Annotated in this window: 17 protein-coding genes; 13 read left to right on the top strand and 4 right to left on the bottom strand. The window is 64.8% G+C overall.

The genetic code is table 11. The features are described from left to right. The first annotated feature begins 84 nt into the window (after positions 1-84). Positions 85-957 (top strand): tRNA glutamyl-Q(34) synthetase GluQRS, encoded by an 873-nt coding sequence (gene gluQRS / locus AC0L3A_RS19530; RefSeq protein ID WP_354126842.1) that lies wholly within the window; start codon positions 85-87, stop codon positions 955-957. 104 nt (positions 958-1,061) lie between these two features. Next, positions 1,062-2,369 carry an ATP-binding protein gene (locus AC0L3A_RS19525; RefSeq protein WP_473255024.1) on the top strand — a complete coding sequence of 436 codons (1,308 nt, stop codon included), beginning with the start codon at positions 1,062-1,064 and terminating at the stop codon, positions 2,367-2,369. Here AC0L3A_RS19525 and AC0L3A_RS19520 read toward each other — a convergent pair. Then, positions 2,296-3,189, bottom strand: coding sequence for a YihY/virulence factor BrkB family protein (locus AC0L3A_RS19520; protein ID WP_007615318.1), 894 nt, complete (start codon positions 3,187-3,189; stop codon positions 2,296-2,298). The genes AC0L3A_RS19525 and AC0L3A_RS19520 overlap by 74 nt on opposite strands. Positions 3,190-3,393: 204 nt before the next feature. On the opposite strand from AC0L3A_RS19520, the gene AC0L3A_RS19515 reads away from it, so the two are divergent. The 6 genes from AC0L3A_RS19515 (at position 3,394) to AC0L3A_RS19490 (ending at position 7,395) form a co-directional block, all read left to right on the top strand. Continuing rightward, a complete protein-coding gene (locus AC0L3A_RS19515; protein ID WP_027514161.1) occupies positions 3,394-3,588 on the top strand; it encodes a twin transmembrane helix small protein in 195 nt (64 codons plus the stop codon). 1 nt (position 3,589) lies between these two features. Beyond that, complete coding sequence (locus tag AC0L3A_RS19510; protein WP_007597347.1) at positions 3,590-4,162, top strand: cob(I)yrinic acid a,c-diamide adenosyltransferase; 573 nt, start codon at positions 3,590-3,592, stop codon at positions 4,160-4,162. A gap of 125 nt (positions 4,163-4,287) precedes the next feature. Next, the gene (locus AC0L3A_RS19505) at positions 4,288-5,037 is read left to right on the top strand and encodes an electron transfer flavoprotein subunit beta/FixA family protein (RefSeq protein ID WP_007597346.1); all 750 of its coding nucleotides are present in this window, start codon (positions 4,288-4,290) and stop codon (positions 5,035-5,037) included. Next, positions 5,037-5,981, top strand: coding sequence for an electron transfer flavoprotein subunit alpha/FixB family protein (locus AC0L3A_RS19500; protein WP_007597340.1), 945 nt, complete (start codon positions 5,037-5,039; stop codon positions 5,979-5,981). The genes AC0L3A_RS19505 and AC0L3A_RS19500 overlap by 1 nt, the downstream gene beginning before the upstream one ends. A gap of 192 nt (positions 5,982-6,173) precedes the next feature. Next, a complete protein-coding gene (locus AC0L3A_RS19495; protein WP_007597339.1) occupies positions 6,174-7,055 on the top strand; it encodes a 3-hydroxybutyryl-CoA dehydrogenase in 882 nt (293 codons plus the stop codon). Between the two features lie 145 nt (positions 7,056-7,200). After that, positions 7,201-7,395, top strand: a complete 195-nt coding sequence (locus tag AC0L3A_RS19490; RefSeq protein ID WP_007597338.1) for a putative motility protein — start codon at positions 7,201-7,203, stop codon at positions 7,393-7,395. A 10-nt stretch (positions 7,396-7,405) separates the two neighbouring features. Here AC0L3A_RS19490 and tlpA read toward each other — a convergent pair whose 3' ends face one another. Then, on the bottom strand, positions 7,406-8,095 hold the full coding sequence (gene tlpA / locus AC0L3A_RS19485; RefSeq protein ID WP_354169105.1) for a thiol:disulfide interchange protein TlpA: 690 nt from the start codon (positions 8,093-8,095) through the stop codon (positions 7,406-7,408). A 106-nt stretch (positions 8,096-8,201) separates the two neighbouring features. Here tlpA and argH point away from each other — a divergent pair, with 106 nt between their 5' ends. The 3 genes from argH to lysA all read left to right on the top strand — a co-directional run bounded on the left by argH (position 8,202) and on the right by lysA (position 11,273). Beyond that, entirely contained in the window at positions 8,202-9,599 is a 1,398-nt protein-coding gene (gene argH / locus AC0L3A_RS19480; RefSeq protein WP_219680488.1) for an argininosuccinate lyase, read from the top strand. 94 nt (positions 9,600-9,693) lie between these two features. Continuing rightward, positions 9,694-9,984, top strand: coding sequence for an LPS translocon maturation chaperone LptM (lptM, locus tag AC0L3A_RS19475; protein ID WP_007597331.1), 291 nt, complete (start codon positions 9,694-9,696; stop codon positions 9,982-9,984). 23 nt (positions 9,985-10,007) lie between these two features. Next, positions 10,008-11,273 carry a diaminopimelate decarboxylase gene (gene lysA / locus AC0L3A_RS19470; protein ID WP_473255023.1) on the top strand — a complete coding sequence of 422 codons (1,266 nt, stop codon included), beginning with the start codon at positions 10,008-10,010 and terminating at the stop codon, positions 11,271-11,273. 57 nt (positions 11,274-11,330) lie between these two features. Here the strand turns inward: lysA and AC0L3A_RS19465 are convergent, their stop codons facing one another. Further along, a complete protein-coding gene (locus tag AC0L3A_RS19465) occupies positions 11,331-11,849 on the bottom strand; it encodes an SRPBCC family protein (protein ID WP_354126837.1) in 519 nt (172 codons plus the stop codon). A gap of 181 nt (positions 11,850-12,030) precedes the next feature. Here AC0L3A_RS19465 and AC0L3A_RS19460 point away from each other — a divergent pair, with 181 nt between their 5' ends. Together AC0L3A_RS19460 and AC0L3A_RS19455 are read left to right on the top strand one after the other, a co-directional pair. Continuing rightward, on the top strand, positions 12,031-12,729 hold the full coding sequence (locus AC0L3A_RS19460) for a winged helix-turn-helix transcriptional regulator (RefSeq protein WP_354169094.1): 699 nt from the start codon (positions 12,031-12,033) through the stop codon (positions 12,727-12,729). Between the two features lie 134 nt (positions 12,730-12,863). Then, on the top strand, positions 12,864-13,190 hold the full coding sequence (locus tag AC0L3A_RS19455; protein ID WP_219680482.1) for a DUF1330 domain-containing protein: 327 nt from the start codon (positions 12,864-12,866) through the stop codon (positions 13,188-13,190). 401 nt (positions 13,191-13,591) lie between these two features. Here the strand turns inward: AC0L3A_RS19455 and AC0L3A_RS19450 are convergent, their stop codons facing one another. Continuing rightward, positions 13,592-14,488 carry an NAD(P)-dependent oxidoreductase gene (locus AC0L3A_RS19450; RefSeq protein ID WP_473255049.1) on the bottom strand — a complete coding sequence of 299 codons (897 nt, stop codon included), beginning with the start codon at positions 14,486-14,488 and terminating at the stop codon, positions 13,592-13,594. Positions 14,489-14,794: the final 306 nt, after the last annotated feature.

Here is a 14,794-nt window from a genome sequence, read left to right as displayed (position 1 = left end):
TTGACCCGCGCATCCATCTCCTATCGTAACAGAGTGTTGGAGATGGATGATCGGGTAAGTCCGGCCATGACGAGATTTGTGCATATGTCGCCACCCGTTTTCCGATTTGCCCCCAGTCCGAACGGCTACCTGCATCTCGGCCACGCCTATTCAGCGCTGTTGAATTCCGACCGCGCGCGAGAGACTGGCGGGCGGTTGCTGCTCCGCATTGAGGACATCGACGCGACGCGTTGCCGGCCGGAATATGAGACTGCGATCTACGAAGACCTCGCCTGGCTCGGCATTGCCTGGGAGACGCCGGTGCGGCGGCAGTCGGAGCATCTCGACGCGTATCGGACGGCGCTGGACAGGCTCTCGGCGCTCGGCCTGGTTTATCCCGCCTTCGAAAGCCGCGCCGAGATCGCAAGGCAGGTTGCGGCGCGTGAAGCGGATGGGCCGTGGCCGCGCGATCCCGATGGCGCGCCGCTCTATCCCGGCGCCGCCAGATCGCTGTTCGCCAACGAGCGTGACCGCCTCATCGACACCGGCGCGCCTTATGCGCTTCGGCTCGACATGGCGGCCGCCTGCCGCCGCGCCGCCGGCCTGAGCTGGAACGAACTGGGCGTGGGGCCCGATGGTGAGCGTGGCGTCGTCCCGGCGCGGCCAGAAGCCTGGGGGGACGTCATTCTGGCCCGCAAGGAGACGCCGACCAGCTACCATCTGTCCGTCGTTGTCGACGATGCGCTCCAGGACGTCAGCGAGATCGTGCGGGGCCAGGACCTGTTCCACGCCACTTCGGTCCACCGTCTGCTTCAGGTTCTGCTCCGCCTGCCCGAACCCGTCTACCGTCACCATGGGCTACTTCGTGACGAGGCCGGCCGGAAGCTGTCGAAATCAACCAGCTCGACCGGCCTACGTGAATTGCGCGCTGCCGGCGCCATGCCGGCCGGTATCCGCCAGCTGGTGGGATTAGGTTAAGTTTCTCTGGGGGTTAGCCAAACGCCGCCGTGACTCCGGGTGTTCCGCCGTGCCATGCTCACCTCACGGCCCGGGTTCGAAGGGGGATACTTCGAAGGGGAGTTATGGCGGCGAAAACGCGCGGAGCGCGCACTACGGGGACGTCCAAGCGAGTGGCTCGGAAGCGCTCCGGGCCGACCGCCCGGTTGCGCAAGCGCAGCATCAAGCGGGCCGAGCCGGACGTCGTCCAGGCCGCGCTTGCCGCCTTCGCCCATGAGGTCCGCACCCCCCTGACCGGCATTCTCGCGATCAGCGACTTGCTCGCGACTTCGGATCTCGGCGAACGGGAAAGACGCTGGGCCGACACGATCAAGGCCGGTGCCGAGCATCTGGCGAACCTTGCCACCCTGTTCGTCGATGCCGCCAGAACCGGCAAGGGGACCGGCAAAAGCGTCGGAGGTGGAAGCTCGCTGCGGCAGGATTTGTTCGACCTGCGGACCCTCGCCCGCAACGCCGGCGATTCGCTGGCCGGTCGCGCCGCGGCCAAGGGTCTCCAGGCCGAGGTCGATATCTCGGAGAAGCTGCCGGGGCTGGTAGTCGGGGATCCCGTCCGCCTGCGCGCCGCGCTCGAGAACCTGATCGACAATGCCGTGAAATTCACCGAGCACGGCGGCGTGGCGCTCACGGTCGCGCCTTGGCGTTCCGTCAAGAGCAAGACCAAGACCAAGACCAAGAGCAAAGGCAAAGCAAAGGGCAAAGGCAGCGTCGGCGTCGCCTTCGCCGTGTCCGACAGCGGCATCGGCCTCACCATGGCCGAGATCAAGCGCTTGTTCCGGCCGTTTACCCAAGCCAATGTCACCATTGCCTCGCGCTTTGGCGGCGCCGGCCTGGGTCTGTCGTCGGTGAAGCAACTGGCGCGCGCGATGGGCGGCGACATCACGGTCGCCCCTCGGCCCGGCGGCGGCGCCACCTTCACGTTGACGGTGTCGGTGTGTGCCACGGGATCGGGCAAGTCCCGCAAGTCGAAGGGCGAAGCCGAGATGGATGCGGTCCCGGCGCTGCGCTTGCTCAGCGTCGAGGACAATCCGTTCGGCCGCGTCGTGCTCAACACCATCCTGACCGAGCTCGGTCATCATGCCGAGTTCATCGGGCGCGGCGAGGACGCGGTGAACCGGCTCGCGCAGGGCGCCTTCGACGCGGTGCTGATGGATATGGTGCTGCCGGGCATTAATGGCGTCGAGGCGATCAGGCGGATCCGCACCATGGCGACGCCGCTGGCTCAGATCCCCATCATCGGGGTGTCAGGTCGCGGCGAAGACGAAGTCGCCTCACGCGAGGCCGGCGCCGACGCCTTTCTGGTCAAGCCTGTGTCTCCGCGGGCGCTAGCGACTGCGCTGCTTGCAGCGACACGCCGTGAGGAAGCCGCGACTTGATGATCGCGGCGTTGAGCTCGCCGCCGAAAACGAAGATCGCGGCGATGAAGTACAGGAACACCAGCGCGATAATCACCGAGGCGAGCCCCGCATACATCGTCACGTAATTGTTGGCGAAGCGCGCGAGGTACTGGCCGAACACGATGCCCGAGATCAGCGACGCCACGATGGTGAAGACGATGCCGGGCAGGATCTGGAGGAACCGGCGCCGTCCCGCCGGCAGCCAGGTATGCAGGATGATCAGCGCCACCACCAACGCGGCGACGGTGATGCCGTAGCGCAGCCAGGTGAGGATCCTCTCGTTGGATTCAACGAACAGCGGAATGTGCGCACGCGCGGCCTCGATGAGCAGCGGCCCGAGCACGATCAGGAATGCCATGGCGAGCGCGGTGAAGGCCGCAATCAGCGTGTAGGCGATCGATTCCAGCCGTAGCCAGTACCAGGGCCGCATCTCCACCACCGCATAGGCGCGGTTGAGCGCGACCCGTAGCGCCTCGACGCCGTTGGAGGCGAAGTAGACCGACAGCACCGCGCCGATGGTGAATAGGCCGGTGCGGGTCGTGGTCAGCACGTCGTGGACTTCCCCCGAGATCGAATCCGCGACCTGCTTAGGCCAGACCTGGAGCATCAGGCTTGCGGCCTGGTCCGCGAGTTCCTTGGAGCCGAAGAAGCCGGCGAGTGAGGTCAGCACGATCAGGAACGGGAACAGCGCCATCAGCGTCGACAGCGCGATGTGGCTCGCGATCGCCCAGCCATCGTCGGCCAGGAACGTGTAGAACGCGTCCATCACGACGACGTAGATGGTGCGGATTGCCTTCACGCGCCACCTGCACTGCTGTTGCCGCTTCCTCTTCCCGCGTGCGGGGAGCGCATTCCGACCTCTCGCCGCGGGCGGGGAGAGGTCAAGAGGATGGGCAATTCGCGCAAATCGGAAATCATCCAGCTAGCTTCTGATATTATTGGCTTAAAAGCCAGATCGGGAACGCCATGGCGGACCGGCGCGGAGGGTGTTATTTACCCTTCAATGGCATCTCTCCTGAGTACTTTCATCCTGCCGATCGCAGTCGGCGCCGTGGCGTTGGTGCTGCTGCTCGGTCTCATCAACATGATGCGCGGCGGCTCGCCCAACACCTCGCAGAAGCTGATGCGCTGGCGCGTGCTGCTTCAGTTCGTGGCGATCGTCATCGCGATGGTCGCCGTGTGGGCGATGGGGCGTTAACATGGTCGTGCTCAACCGCATCTATACGAAAACCGGTGACGACGGCACGACAGCGCTCGGCTCGGGCGAACGCCGGCCGAAATGCGATCTGCGCATCGAGGCCTATGGCACGGTCGACGAGACCAATGCTGCGATCGGCGTGGTCCGGCTTCACACCAGGGATGCGCCCGAGCTCGACGCGATGCTTGGCCGCATCCAGAACGATCTGTTCGACCTCGGCGCGGACCTCGCAGTGCCCGAACGCGAGGGCAAGGCGGAGCGGCTGCGGGTGGTGGCGAGCCAGGTCGAGCGGCTTGAGCGCGACATCGACGCGCTCAACGACAAGCTGGCTCCCCTGACCTCCTTCGTGCTGCCGGGCGGCACGCCAGCCGCCGCCTACCTCCATGTCGCCCGTACGATTTGCCGCAGGGCGGAACGTGTGATGGTGGAACTGGCGGCCCGGCCGGACGAGCCCGTTGGTGCCGCTGGCATCCAATATATGAACCGCCTGTCGGACTTCCTGTTCGTGGCGAGCCGCGCCGCCAACGATGACGGCGCCGGTGACGTGCTCTGGGTTCCGGGCCAGAACCGCTGACCCATTGGGCCGCGCATTTCTGGGCGCCAAAATTAGACCCCTTCGCGCGTTGACCGGGCCGGATCAGGCCTTTAGGTTCCGCGCCAGTTGATAACCCCCCTCCCAGATTGAGTGAAAGAGGATCGATGAAGGTCTTGGTGCCGGTAAAGCGGGTGGTCGATTACAACGTCAAGGTCCGCGTCAAGAGCGATGGATCGGGTGTTGAACTCGCCAACGTCAAAATGTCCATGAACCCGTTCGACGAAATTGCGGTCGAAGAAGCGCTGCGCCTGAAGGAAGCCGGCAAGGCGACCGAAGTCGTGGTGGTCTCCATCGGACCGGCGCAGGCGTCGGAAACGATCCGCACCGGTCTCGCCATGGGCGCCGATCGCGGCATCCTGGTGAAGGCCGAGGGCGCGGTCGAGCCGCTCGCCGTCGCCAAGATCCTGAAGAAGATTGCGGACGAAGAGCAGCCGGGCCTGATCATTCTCGGCAAGCAGGCGATTGACGACGACAGCAATCAGACCGGCCAGATGCTGGCCGCGCTGCTCGGCTGGTCGCAGGCGACCTTCGCCTCGAAGCTCGAGGTTGAAGGAAGCGACTTCAAGGTCACCCGCGAAGTCGACGGCGGCTTGCAGACCGTGAAGCTGAAGGGACCGGCGATCGTGACCACCGATCTCCGTCTCAACGAGCCGCGCTACGCCTCGCTGCCCAACATCATGAAGGCCAAAAAGAAGCCGATAGCGGACAAGACCGCCGCCGATTACGGCGTCGATCTCACCGCGCGCCTAGAGGTTCTCAACACGACCGAGCCGGCGGGCCGCAAGGCGGGCGTCAAGGTCAAGGACGTCGCCGAGCTGGTGTCGAAACTCAAGAACGAAGCCGGGGTGCTCTGATGACGACGCTTCTGATTGCCGAACACGACAATGCGTCGCTCAAGGATGCGACCAACAAGGCCCTGACCGCAGCGGCCGCGCTCGGCGCGGATGTCGAGGTTCTGGTGGCCGGCGAGAATGCGAAGGCCGCGGCGGACGCGGCCGCAAAGCTTGCCGGTGTGAAGAAGGTGCTGCTCGCCGACGGCGCGCTTTACGCGCACGATCTGGCCGAGCCGCTGGCCGCGCTGATCGTCTCGCTGGCTCCCGGCTACGACGCCATCGTCGCGCCCGCGACCTCGCGCTTCAAAAACGTGATGCCGCGCGTCGCGGCCCTGCTCGACGTCATGCAGGTCTCGGAGATCACCAAGGTGGTCGCCCCCGACACCTATGAGCGTCCGATCTACGCCGGCAACGCCATCCAGACGGTGAAGTCGAAGGACGCCAAGAAGGTCATTACTGTGCGCACCTCCACCTTCGCCGCAGCGGGCGAAGGCGGCAGCGCGTCGGTCGAGAGTGTCGCGGCGGCGGCCGATCCGGGCCTGTCGTCCTTTGTCGGCGAGGAAGTCGCAAAGAGCGACCGTCCCGAGCTGACCTCGGCCAAGATCATCGTCTCCGGTGGCCGCGCCATGCAGAGCCGCGAGAACTTCGCAAAGTACATCGAGCCGCTCGCCGACAAGCTCGGCGCCGGTGTCGGCGCTTCGCGTGCCGCGGTGGATGCGGGCTATGCGCCGAACGACTGGCAGGTCGGCCAGACCGGCAAGGTCGTGGCCCCCGAGCTCTATGTCGCGGTCGGCATTTCCGGCGCGATCCAGCATCTGGCCGGCATGAAGGACTCCAAGGTGATCGTCGCGATCAACAAGGACGAGGACGCGCCGATCTTCCAGGTTGCCGATTACGGCCTGGTCGCCGACCTCTACCAGGCGGTTCCGGAGCTGACCGCCGAACTCGGCAAGCTCGGCAAGTAAAACGCGCTAAAACACCGGCCGGAGCTATAAACTCCGGCCGGTGTTGCTTTTTGAGGCGTTTTCTTTGGCGTGGGACACGCCTTCGAAGCGATCCAATCTAGGTTTCGAGGCCGGGTTCTGATTAAATCGGATCTCCCGGCTCGGGGGATAGGCAGGCGCGGTTGATAGCGCGCCGTTCCGGTGGATGACATTATGGCGGCAGTAATCAAGAAGGTCGGCGTGATCGGCGCGGGGCAGATGGGCAATGGCATCGCGCATGTCGCTGCGCTGGCCGGCTTCGACGTGGTGCTCAACGATATTTCGACCGACCGCCTCAAGTCAGGCATGGCCACGATCAACGGCAATTTGACGCGCCAGGTCTCCAAGAAGGCCGTCAGCGAGGACGACAAAGCCAAGGCGATGGCGCGTATCGTGGCCGGCGAGAAGCTGGACGATCTCGCGGACTGCGATCTCGTGATCGAGACCGCGGTCGAGAAGGAAGAGGTCAAGCGCAAGATTTTCCACGACCTCTGCGCCGTGTTGAAGCCGGAGGCGATCGTTGCCTCCGATACCTCCTCGATCTCGATCACGCGGCTCGCCGCCGCCACCGACCGGCCCGAACGCTTCATCGGCATTCACTTCATGAATCCGGTGCCGTTGATGGAGCTGGTGGAACTGATCCGCGGCATCGCCACCGACGACCAGACCTTCGAGGCGTCAAAGGAATTCGTCGGCAAGCTCGGCAAACAGGTCGCGGTCTCCGAGGACTTCCCGGCCTTCATCGTCAACCGCATCCTGCTGCCGATGATCAACGAGGCGATTTACACGCTGTACGAAGGCGTGGGCAACGTGGAGGCGATCGACGCGGCGATGAAGCTCGGGGCGCACCATCCGATGGGCCCGCTGGAGCTCGCCGATTTCATCGGTCTCGATACCTGCCTGTCGATCATGCAGGTGCTGCATGAGGGCCTCGCCGACTCCAAGTACCGCCCGTGCCCGTTGCTGGTGAAATACGTCGAGGCGGGCTGGCTCGGTCGCAAGACCCAACGCGGTTTCTATGACTATCGCGGTGCCAAGCCGGTTCCGACGAGATAAGCGGTCTCGTGCCCCGGCTCTGCGGTGCGTCACTTCGTGCCGCCCGCGTCCGGAACACGGACAAAGCCCCCTACAGCGCTTCGTGACAATTCATGTCCCGTTAACCGCTCGCCTCTAGGTTACGCGCGGTACGAGGGTTTGCGTAATGGACATGATGGCGATGGTCAGCAGCATGCTGGCCTCTCAGCAAGGTGCGCTGCAGTCGAATATCTCGGCGACGCTGATGAAGCAGAACGCGGATGCGGAGAAATCCACCGTCCTGACGCTGCTCGGCGCCGGACAGCCCTCGCTCGCCAATGTCGGCGCCGGCGTCGGCGGCAACATCAACGTCACCGCCTAAACATCATCGCTTAGAACGACGCGGCGGCTTTGCCCGTCGCAGCCCGGATCAGCTTGAGCGCATCCTCGCTCGCCCATTCCGCCGGCCCCGCGATCGTCGCGATCTCGCAGCCTTGGGGATCGACCAGCACCGAGGTGGGCATGCCCAAGGCCCGGCCTATCGCCTTAAGATCCTGAAAAACCTTGGCTTTCTGATCGTTGAAATAGCCGAGCCTGATAAGATTGGCCTCTTTCAGGAACGCCTTAGGCTTCTCGGGGTCGCGGGTATCGATATTGATCGCCACCACCTCGAAATTCGGGCCTGACAGCTTGCCCTGGAGCTCGTCCAGCGCCGGCATCTCTTTTCGACATGGCACGCACCAGGTGGCCCAGAGGTTGACCAGCAGCGTCTTGCCGCGGAAATCCGACAGCTTCTTTGGCTTGCCGTCGGCGTCCTCGAAGGCCAGGTCCGGCAGCTTCAGCGGTGCGGTCGCCATGGTCAGCGCCGCTACCTCGCCATGGGCGAGCGGGGCGATCTTCTGTGCGGTGTTCACCGCTGCCCGGCAGGCGGGATCGCCGGATGGGGCCCGGCCCAGGCCCAGCCCGTACAGCGCGGCAAAGCCAGCCAGGCCCCCGACCACCACGGTGGCGATGACGGCGGGGATCCGGCGCGTGGCCGACCGTGCTGTCCGTTGGTCGAGCCTGTCGTTGGGGTCGAGCATATCGTTTGTCATCCGGTCGCAGATATGGCTATCAGAGGCCTCTTAATACGGCTGGCAGCCGTCAGCAAACGTGCGGCGGCGACAGGCAAGGCGTGAGCAGGGGATCATGAGCAACAAGATGTGGGGCGGCCGGTTCTCGGAACGCCCCGACGAGATCATGGAAGAGATCAACGTCTCCATCGACGTCGATCGTCACCTCTTTGCCCAGGACATTGCCGCGTCCAAGGCCCACGCCGCGATGCTGGCCGCGCAGGGCATCATCACGGCCTCTGATGCGAAAAATATCGGCAAGGGTCTAGACACGATTTTGTCAGAGATCGGCAAGGGCGGCTTCGAATTCAAGCGCGCGCTCGAGGACATTCACATGAATGTGGAGAGCCGGCTGTCCGAGCTGATCGGCCCCGCCGCCGGCCGCCTCCACACCGCGCGCTCGCGCAACGACCAGGTCGCGACCGATTTCCGTCTCTATGTCCGCGATGTCCTCGATGAGACCGACGCCTCACTCGCCGCGTTCCAGCAGGCGCTGGTCGAGCGCGCGCTGGAGCATGCCGGAACGGTCATGCCCGGCTTCACGCACCTGCAGACCGCGCAGCCGGTGACCTTCGGCCACCATCTGCTCGCCTATGTCGAGATGGCCGCGCGCGATCGCGGCCGTTTCCAGGACGCGCGCAAGCGGCTGAACGAATCCCCCCTCGGAGCTGCGGCGCTCGCCGGTACCTCGTTCCCGATCGATCGTCACGCCACGGCGAAGGCGCTCGGTTTTGATCGTCCGATGGCCAACTCCCTCGATGCGGTCTCCGATCGCGACTTCGTGCTGGAGACGCTGTCGGCGGCCTCGATCTGCGCCGTGCACATGTCGCGCTTCGCCGAGGAGATCGTGATCTGGACCTCGCCGCTGGTCGGCATGATCCGCCTCAGCGACAAGTTCACCACGGGATCCTCGATCATGCCGCAGAAGCGCAATCCTGACGCCGCCGAGCTGGTGCGCGCCAAGACCGGCCGCGTGATCGGCGCGCTCAATGGGTTGCTGATCGTGATGAAAGGCCTGCCGCTCGCCTATCAAAAGGACATGCAGGAGGACAAGCAGGGCGCCATGGAAGGCTTCGCCGCGCTGTCGCTCGCGATCCGCGCCATGACCGGCATGGTCCGGGATCTCGTGCCTGATGAAGCGAAGATGAAGCTTGCTGCAGGCGAGGGCTACGCCACCGCGACCGATCTTGCCGACTGGCTGGTGCGGACGCTGAAGATGCCGTTCCGCGAGGCCCACCACGTCACCGGCCGCATCGTCGCGAAAGCCGCCGAGGGCGGCGTGGCGCTGCACGAGCTCCCGCTCAAGGAGATGCAGGCAATCGAAGCGAAGATCACGAAAGACGTGCTCGGCGTGCTCTCGGTCGAATCGTCGGTGAAGAGCCGGACCAGCTTCGGCGGCACCGCACCGAAGAACGTGGCATCGCAGGCCAAGGCCTGGCTGAGGCGGCTGGAAAAAGAGCGAAAATTGGGCTGAGGGGCAAAATTTCGCTTATGTTTCATGATCATCCGGGTCTCGCCAGAGCGCGCCAATCTCTGTATGGTGCGCCGCGCGTAGTGGGGATTTCGTCGTGACGTCAAAGTTTCGCCCGGCCGGCTCGGGGTGGGCCATCATTGTCTTGAGCCTGACGGCGCTCGCGCTTGCCGGCTGTGGCCGCAAGGGCCCGCTGGATCTGCCGCCGACCGCCTCCAGCGCGTCCACGGCGAACATCGCGCCACCGACCGACACCGAGACCGAAGCCGAGAGGACGCCGAGCGTGTTCAATCCCACCTATGGCGCGGACGCCGCACCGGCGGCGACCAAGGGCAAAAAGAGACCGTTCATCCTCGACCCGCTGCTGGACGAAAGACCCAGCCGATAGGCTGGGGCAACTGAGCCAACGCCATGAACCATTTTGACTATCGCAACGGCGTGCTGCACGCCGAGGCGGTGAATCTGTCCGAGCTGGCCGCAACCGTCGGCACGCCGTTCTATTGCTATTCGACCGCGACGCTCGAGCGGCACTATCGCGTTTTCACCGACGCTTTCGCCGGCGAGAAGGTGCTGGTCTGCTACGCCATGAAGGCGAATTCCAACCAGTCGGTACTGCGCACGCTGGCCAAGCTGGGGGCCGGCGCCGACGTGGTCTCCGGCGGCGAATTGAAGCGCGCACTGGCCGCCGGCATTCCCGCCAGCAAGATATTGTTCTCGGGCGTCGGCAAGGCGGAAGCCGAGCTGCGAGCGGCGCTGGCCGCCGACATCCTCTGCCTCAACGTCGAATCCGAACCCGAGCTCGAGCTGCTGTCGCGCCTTGCGACCGAGACGGGCAAAACCGCGCGGATCTCGATCCGTGTCAATCCTGATGTCGATGCCGGCACGCATGCAAAGATCTCGACCGGCAAGTCCGAGAACAAGTTCGGCATCCCGATTACGCATGCCCGCGAGGTCTATGCCCGCGCCGCGAAGCTGCCGGGCATCGAGGTCACAGGCACCGACGTGCATATCGGCAGCCAGATCACTGACCTCTCCAAGATGGAGATCGCGTTCCGCATCCTCTCCGAATTCGTGCAGACGCTGCGCGCCGACGGCCACAACATCTCGCATGTGGATTTCGGCGGCGGCCTCGGCATTCCCTATTACATGGACCGCGAGGCGCCGCCGGCGCCCGACGCCTATGCCGCCATGGTCAAGCGCGTCAGCCACAATCTCGGCTGCACGCTGATGTTCGAGCCGGGGCGCATGATCGTCGGCAATGCCGGCATTCTGGTCGCCAAGGTGATCTATGTGAAGCACGGTGACGGCAAGAATTTCGTCATCATCGACGCCGCCATGAACGATCTGATCCGTCCGACGCTGTACGAGGCCCATCACGACATTCTGCCGGTGACGCAGCCTGCGAAGGGGGCCGCGACCATCATGGCCGACGTCGTCGGCCCGGTCTGCGAGACCGGCGACTACCTCGCGCTCGACCGCACGCTGCCGACGCCAAAGCCCGGCGACCTGATCGCCATCATGACCGCCGGCGCCTATGGCGCGGTGCAGGCCGGCACCTACAATACGAGGCCGCTGGTGCCCGAGGTGCTGGTGAAGGGCGACCAGTACGCGGTCGTGCGTCCGCGCATCGAGGTCGAGCAACTGATCGCGATGGATACGCCGGCGCCGTGGCTGTGAGGCTGTGATCGTCCACGACGAGCGCAGCTAGCGCTGCGCCCATCGCTGCATTGACCCCTACTTCTTGAACCGGTCCCTGATCGCGGCGAGGCCGGAATCATAGACGCCGCCGAGGGCATCGACCGCTTCCTTCTCCCGCCCCGGGTCGGGCGTGTAGATGCCGGTCCATGTCACCACCGACGCGCCTTCACCCTTTGCCGTGACCTTGATGGTCGACTTGTACTGGCTCACCGGCAATGGGCTCGACAGGAACGCGTAGGAATAGCTGAAGTCCTTGTCGTTCCGCGCAGTCTGCGTCTCCACGAACGAAGCCTTGCCGTCCCTGGTGACGAGCGTCCGGGTTGGCGGCGACTTGCCGTCCGCAATGCACTGCCCCACCGGCGGCAGCCAATCCTTGATCGCGCAGAACGGCCCGATGACGGACCACACCTCGGCCGCAGCACTGCTGACCTCGATGCTCCTCGTTAGATTGGCTGCGGATGCCGGCATGACGCCGACGCCCAGGCCGAGGGTGCAAATCGCGGCGCTGCGAACCGAAACGAGCAATCTGGAAGCCGCTGAATCGTATTTCTTCATGGTAATCTCCTGTGTCCGGCGGGCCGTGATTGCGGCGGCCGGCTTGCAATGCCGGTCGAATAGACGCTCACCACGGTCCGCGGCCAGTTCAGAGAATGAATCGCTGCTGATACAGAAACTGAACTAGGAAGCCGCGCGCCGCGGCCCTAAGCTTGCGCCTTCGCTTGTCACGGAGGCCCGCATGACCATCGGCAGCTACAGGCAGTTCTGTCCGGTCGCGATGGCGGCCGAGATATTATGCACGCGCTGGACCGTCGTACTGCTACGTGAACTCGTCGCCGGCTCGACCCGGTTCAACGAGTTGCGCCGCGGCGTTCCCCGCATGTCGCCTGCGCTGCTTTCCCAGCGCCTGAAGGAACTCGAAGCTGCAGGCATCGTGATCCGCCAGCCGTCGACTTCCGAGCGCGGCGTGATCGAGTATCAGCTGACCGCCGCCGGACGCGAACTCGGCCCCATCGTCGAGGCGTTCGGCATCTGGGGCCAGCGCCGCATCGAGTCGCATCTGTCGCTTCAGCATCTCGATGTCCAGCTGTTGATGTGGGACATGCGGCGGAATCTGAACACGACCCCGATGCCGACCAGTCGCACCGTGCTGCAGTTCGCCTATCCGGAATTACCTTCGACGCAGCGATTGTGGTGGCTGATCGTCGATCCCGACGACGGCGTCGACCTCTGCTCGATTGATCCCGGTTTCGACGTCGACCTTTACGTGTCGGTTGATCTGCGCACCATGACGGCGATCTGGATGGGACTCGATACCGTGCGCGCGGCCGTCGCAAGCCGGCGGATGCTGCTCACCGGCGACCGGCAGCTTGCCGCGGCCATGCAAAGCTGGCTGGGCCTCAGCCCGTTCGCCAAGGAACGCAAGCTGGCGAGCTGATCCAGGGCGGCGCAATTCAGTATTTGTATCGCCCCGCTACAGTTCCCGTACTGGCGAGCCCGCGCCGTGTTCTGGCACCCAAATGATGCCCGCCTGTATCAACGCGGAGCTGAACTCGAGCCAGGAGACACGACATGACAGCGTATCTGATCGCGGACATCAAAGTGACTGACGGAAAGTGGGTGCCGGACTACGCAGCGTCCGTCCACGAGTTGGTGCACAAGCATGGCGGCAAGTATCTTTCCCGCAGCGGCAATGTGAAAACCCTTGAAGGTGCCCCTCTCGACACATCGCTGATCGCGATCATGTCGTTTCCAACCGCGAAGGCAGCGGAGTCCTTCGTCGCTGATCCCGCCTACGGCCGCTTCGCGGCAGCGCGCAGGGGCGGCAGCGAGAGCCGCTTCCAGTTGATCGACGATACGGACTTGGCCGGCACGATCCCCTATCTCGCCAAGGCTTGAACTGCGTCTTCGTCAAACACTCGGCCGCAGGCGCAGACGTGCCCGGCCAACACAGGAGATTGGAATGAACGGTTCACTCGCCGGCGCTGGCCTGCTTCGCATGCTTTTCGTAGCTTGCAGCGTGGCCTTCCTGCTCGGACTTTCCGCCGTCGCGTCGGCCCGGGTCACGCGGTGCGACATCACGTGGGTCAGCTGCAACAACACCTCTGCGAAATGCTCGAGCGAGAGACGGTGCATGCGCAGGTGCGACGAGAAGTACATCAAATGCAGCGGGGGCTCGGCCTCCCTGCAACTGGAGCAGCCGATCGACCTTCCGGACCTTGGCAGACGCCGCACGTAGCAGATCGATCCAAGGAGGACAGCGCAGCGCCGGTCGTCGGCGCTGCGTTCTCGTGTTGGCGCTAGCTGGGTGGCCTGCCGCCAACCACGACGCCCGCCTTCTTCTCGATCGGCTTGATCGCCGCGGTGAAATCGGACTCGGCGCCTTCCGCGCTGATGACCGTCTCCCACAAGCGGCCGACCGCATCCGCGACCTCCATCGACAGGCCGAGCTGCTTCATCTCCTCCAGCGCCAGCCGCACGTCCTTCACCATCAGTCCCGTGGCGAAGCCGAAGTCGAAGCTGCGCGGCAGCACAGCGCGCGGAAACTTGTCGCGGCTCGCGGTGTTCATGCCGGAGCCGGCATTGATGACGTCGATCATCACGGCAGGATCGAGCCCTGCCTTGACGCCCATCACCACCGCTTCCGAGGTCGCCACGATCGCGGTGGCGGACAAGAAGTTGTTGGCGAGCTTCATGGTCTGCGCCGCGCCGGGCTTCTCGCCGATGAAGAACACCTTTCCGATGATGTCGAGCGCGGGCTTGAGCAGCTCGAACTCGGTCTTCGGCCCCGAGACCATCACTGCGAGCGTGCCTTTCTCGGCGCCGCCGACGCCGCCGGAGACGGGGCAGTCGATCTGCACGATGTCATGCTCGGCGAGCAGGCCGTGAATCTTCACCGCCATCGCCGAGCCGACGGTGGAGAGATCGATGAAGCGTTTGACGCGGCTCCCCTCGATCACGCCGTTCGGCCCCGTCGCAACCGCGAGCGACGCCTGCAGCGAAGGCAGGCTCGCCATGACCGTCTCGACCTGGTCAGCGACCTCCTTCGGCGACGTCGCCGCAGTGGCGCCGCGCGCCACCAGCTTGTCGACGGCCTCCCGGCGCGTGTCGAACACGACGAGCCGGTTGCCGGCTTCGATCAGCCGTCGCGCCATCGGGAAACCCATGTTTCCGAGGCCGATGAATCCGATGTCCATGGTGTTTCCTTGTGTTGAATGTTCGTTGTTGTTGATCGCGCGCATCCATCCTCGGTGTCGTCCTGGCGAAAGCCAGGACCCATTACCCCAGGGAGAGGTTGTGGCGCGAAGTGGCAACTCCGAGTCCCCGTAACCACACCTGCCGGGGTGGGGGGGGTGGGGGGCGCCCGCGGGGGGGGGGGGGGGGGGGGGGCCCCCCCCCCCCCCCCCCCCCCCCCCCCCCCCCCCCACCCCATGCGCCCCACGATGATCGTCGATGAAGGCGATCATGGCTTGGACCGGCGGTCGAGCTCCGCCATCGCAAAA

The sequence above is a fragment of the Bradyrhizobium sp. MI1.3 genome (assembly GCF_055811695.1).
Note: the sequence above shows the minus strand (reverse complement) of the source record. Positions and strands in the feature narration are given on the sequence as shown.

Excerpts from the sequence above, each read along its gene's own strand:
- AC0L3A_RS19455 (WP_219680482.1), top strand. The coding sequence starts at position 12,864 with ATGACAGCGTATCTGATCGCGGACATCAAAGTGACTGACGGAAAGTGG.
- AC0L3A_RS19495 (WP_007597339.1), top strand. The coding sequence starts at position 6,174 with ATGGCGGCAGTAATCAAGAAGGTCGGCGTGATCGGCGCGGGGCAGATG.
- AC0L3A_RS19465 (WP_354126837.1), bottom strand. The coding sequence starts at position 11,849 with ATGAAGAAATACGATTCAGCGGCTTCCAGATTGCTCGTTTCGGTTCGC.
- tlpA (WP_354169105.1), bottom strand. The coding sequence starts at position 8,095 with ATGCTCGACCCCAACGACAGGCTCGACCAACGGACAGCACGGTCGGCC.
- AC0L3A_RS19515 (WP_027514161.1), top strand. The coding sequence starts at position 3,394 with ATGGCATCTCTCCTGAGTACTTTCATCCTGCCGATCGCAGTCGGCGCC.
- AC0L3A_RS19460 (WP_354169094.1), top strand. The coding sequence starts at position 12,031 with ATGACCATCGGCAGCTACAGGCAGTTCTGTCCGGTCGCGATGGCGGCC.
- AC0L3A_RS19510 (WP_007597347.1), top strand. The coding sequence starts at position 3,590 with ATGGTCGTGCTCAACCGCATCTATACGAAAACCGGTGACGACGGCACG.
- AC0L3A_RS19525 (WP_473255024.1), top strand. The coding sequence starts at position 1,062 with ATGGCGGCGAAAACGCGCGGAGCGCGCACTACGGGGACGTCCAAGCGA.
- gluQRS (WP_354126842.1), top strand. The coding sequence starts at position 85 with ATGTCGCCACCCGTTTTCCGATTTGCCCCCAGTCCGAACGGCTACCTG.
- AC0L3A_RS19450 (WP_473255049.1), bottom strand. The coding sequence starts at position 14,488 with ATGGACATCGGATTCATCGGCCTCGGAAACATGGGTTTCCCGATGGCG.
- lysA (WP_473255023.1), top strand. The coding sequence starts at position 10,008 with ATGAACCATTTTGACTATCGCAACGGCGTGCTGCACGCCGAGGCGGTG.
- argH (WP_219680488.1), top strand. The coding sequence starts at position 8,202 with ATGAGCAACAAGATGTGGGGCGGCCGGTTCTCGGAACGCCCCGACGAG.
- AC0L3A_RS19500 (WP_007597340.1), top strand. The coding sequence starts at position 5,037 with ATGACGACGCTTCTGATTGCCGAACACGACAATGCGTCGCTCAAGGAT.
- AC0L3A_RS19490 (WP_007597338.1), top strand. The coding sequence starts at position 7,201 with ATGGACATGATGGCGATGGTCAGCAGCATGCTGGCCTCTCAGCAAGGT.
- AC0L3A_RS19505 (WP_007597346.1), top strand. The coding sequence starts at position 4,288 with ATGAAGGTCTTGGTGCCGGTAAAGCGGGTGGTCGATTACAACGTCAAG.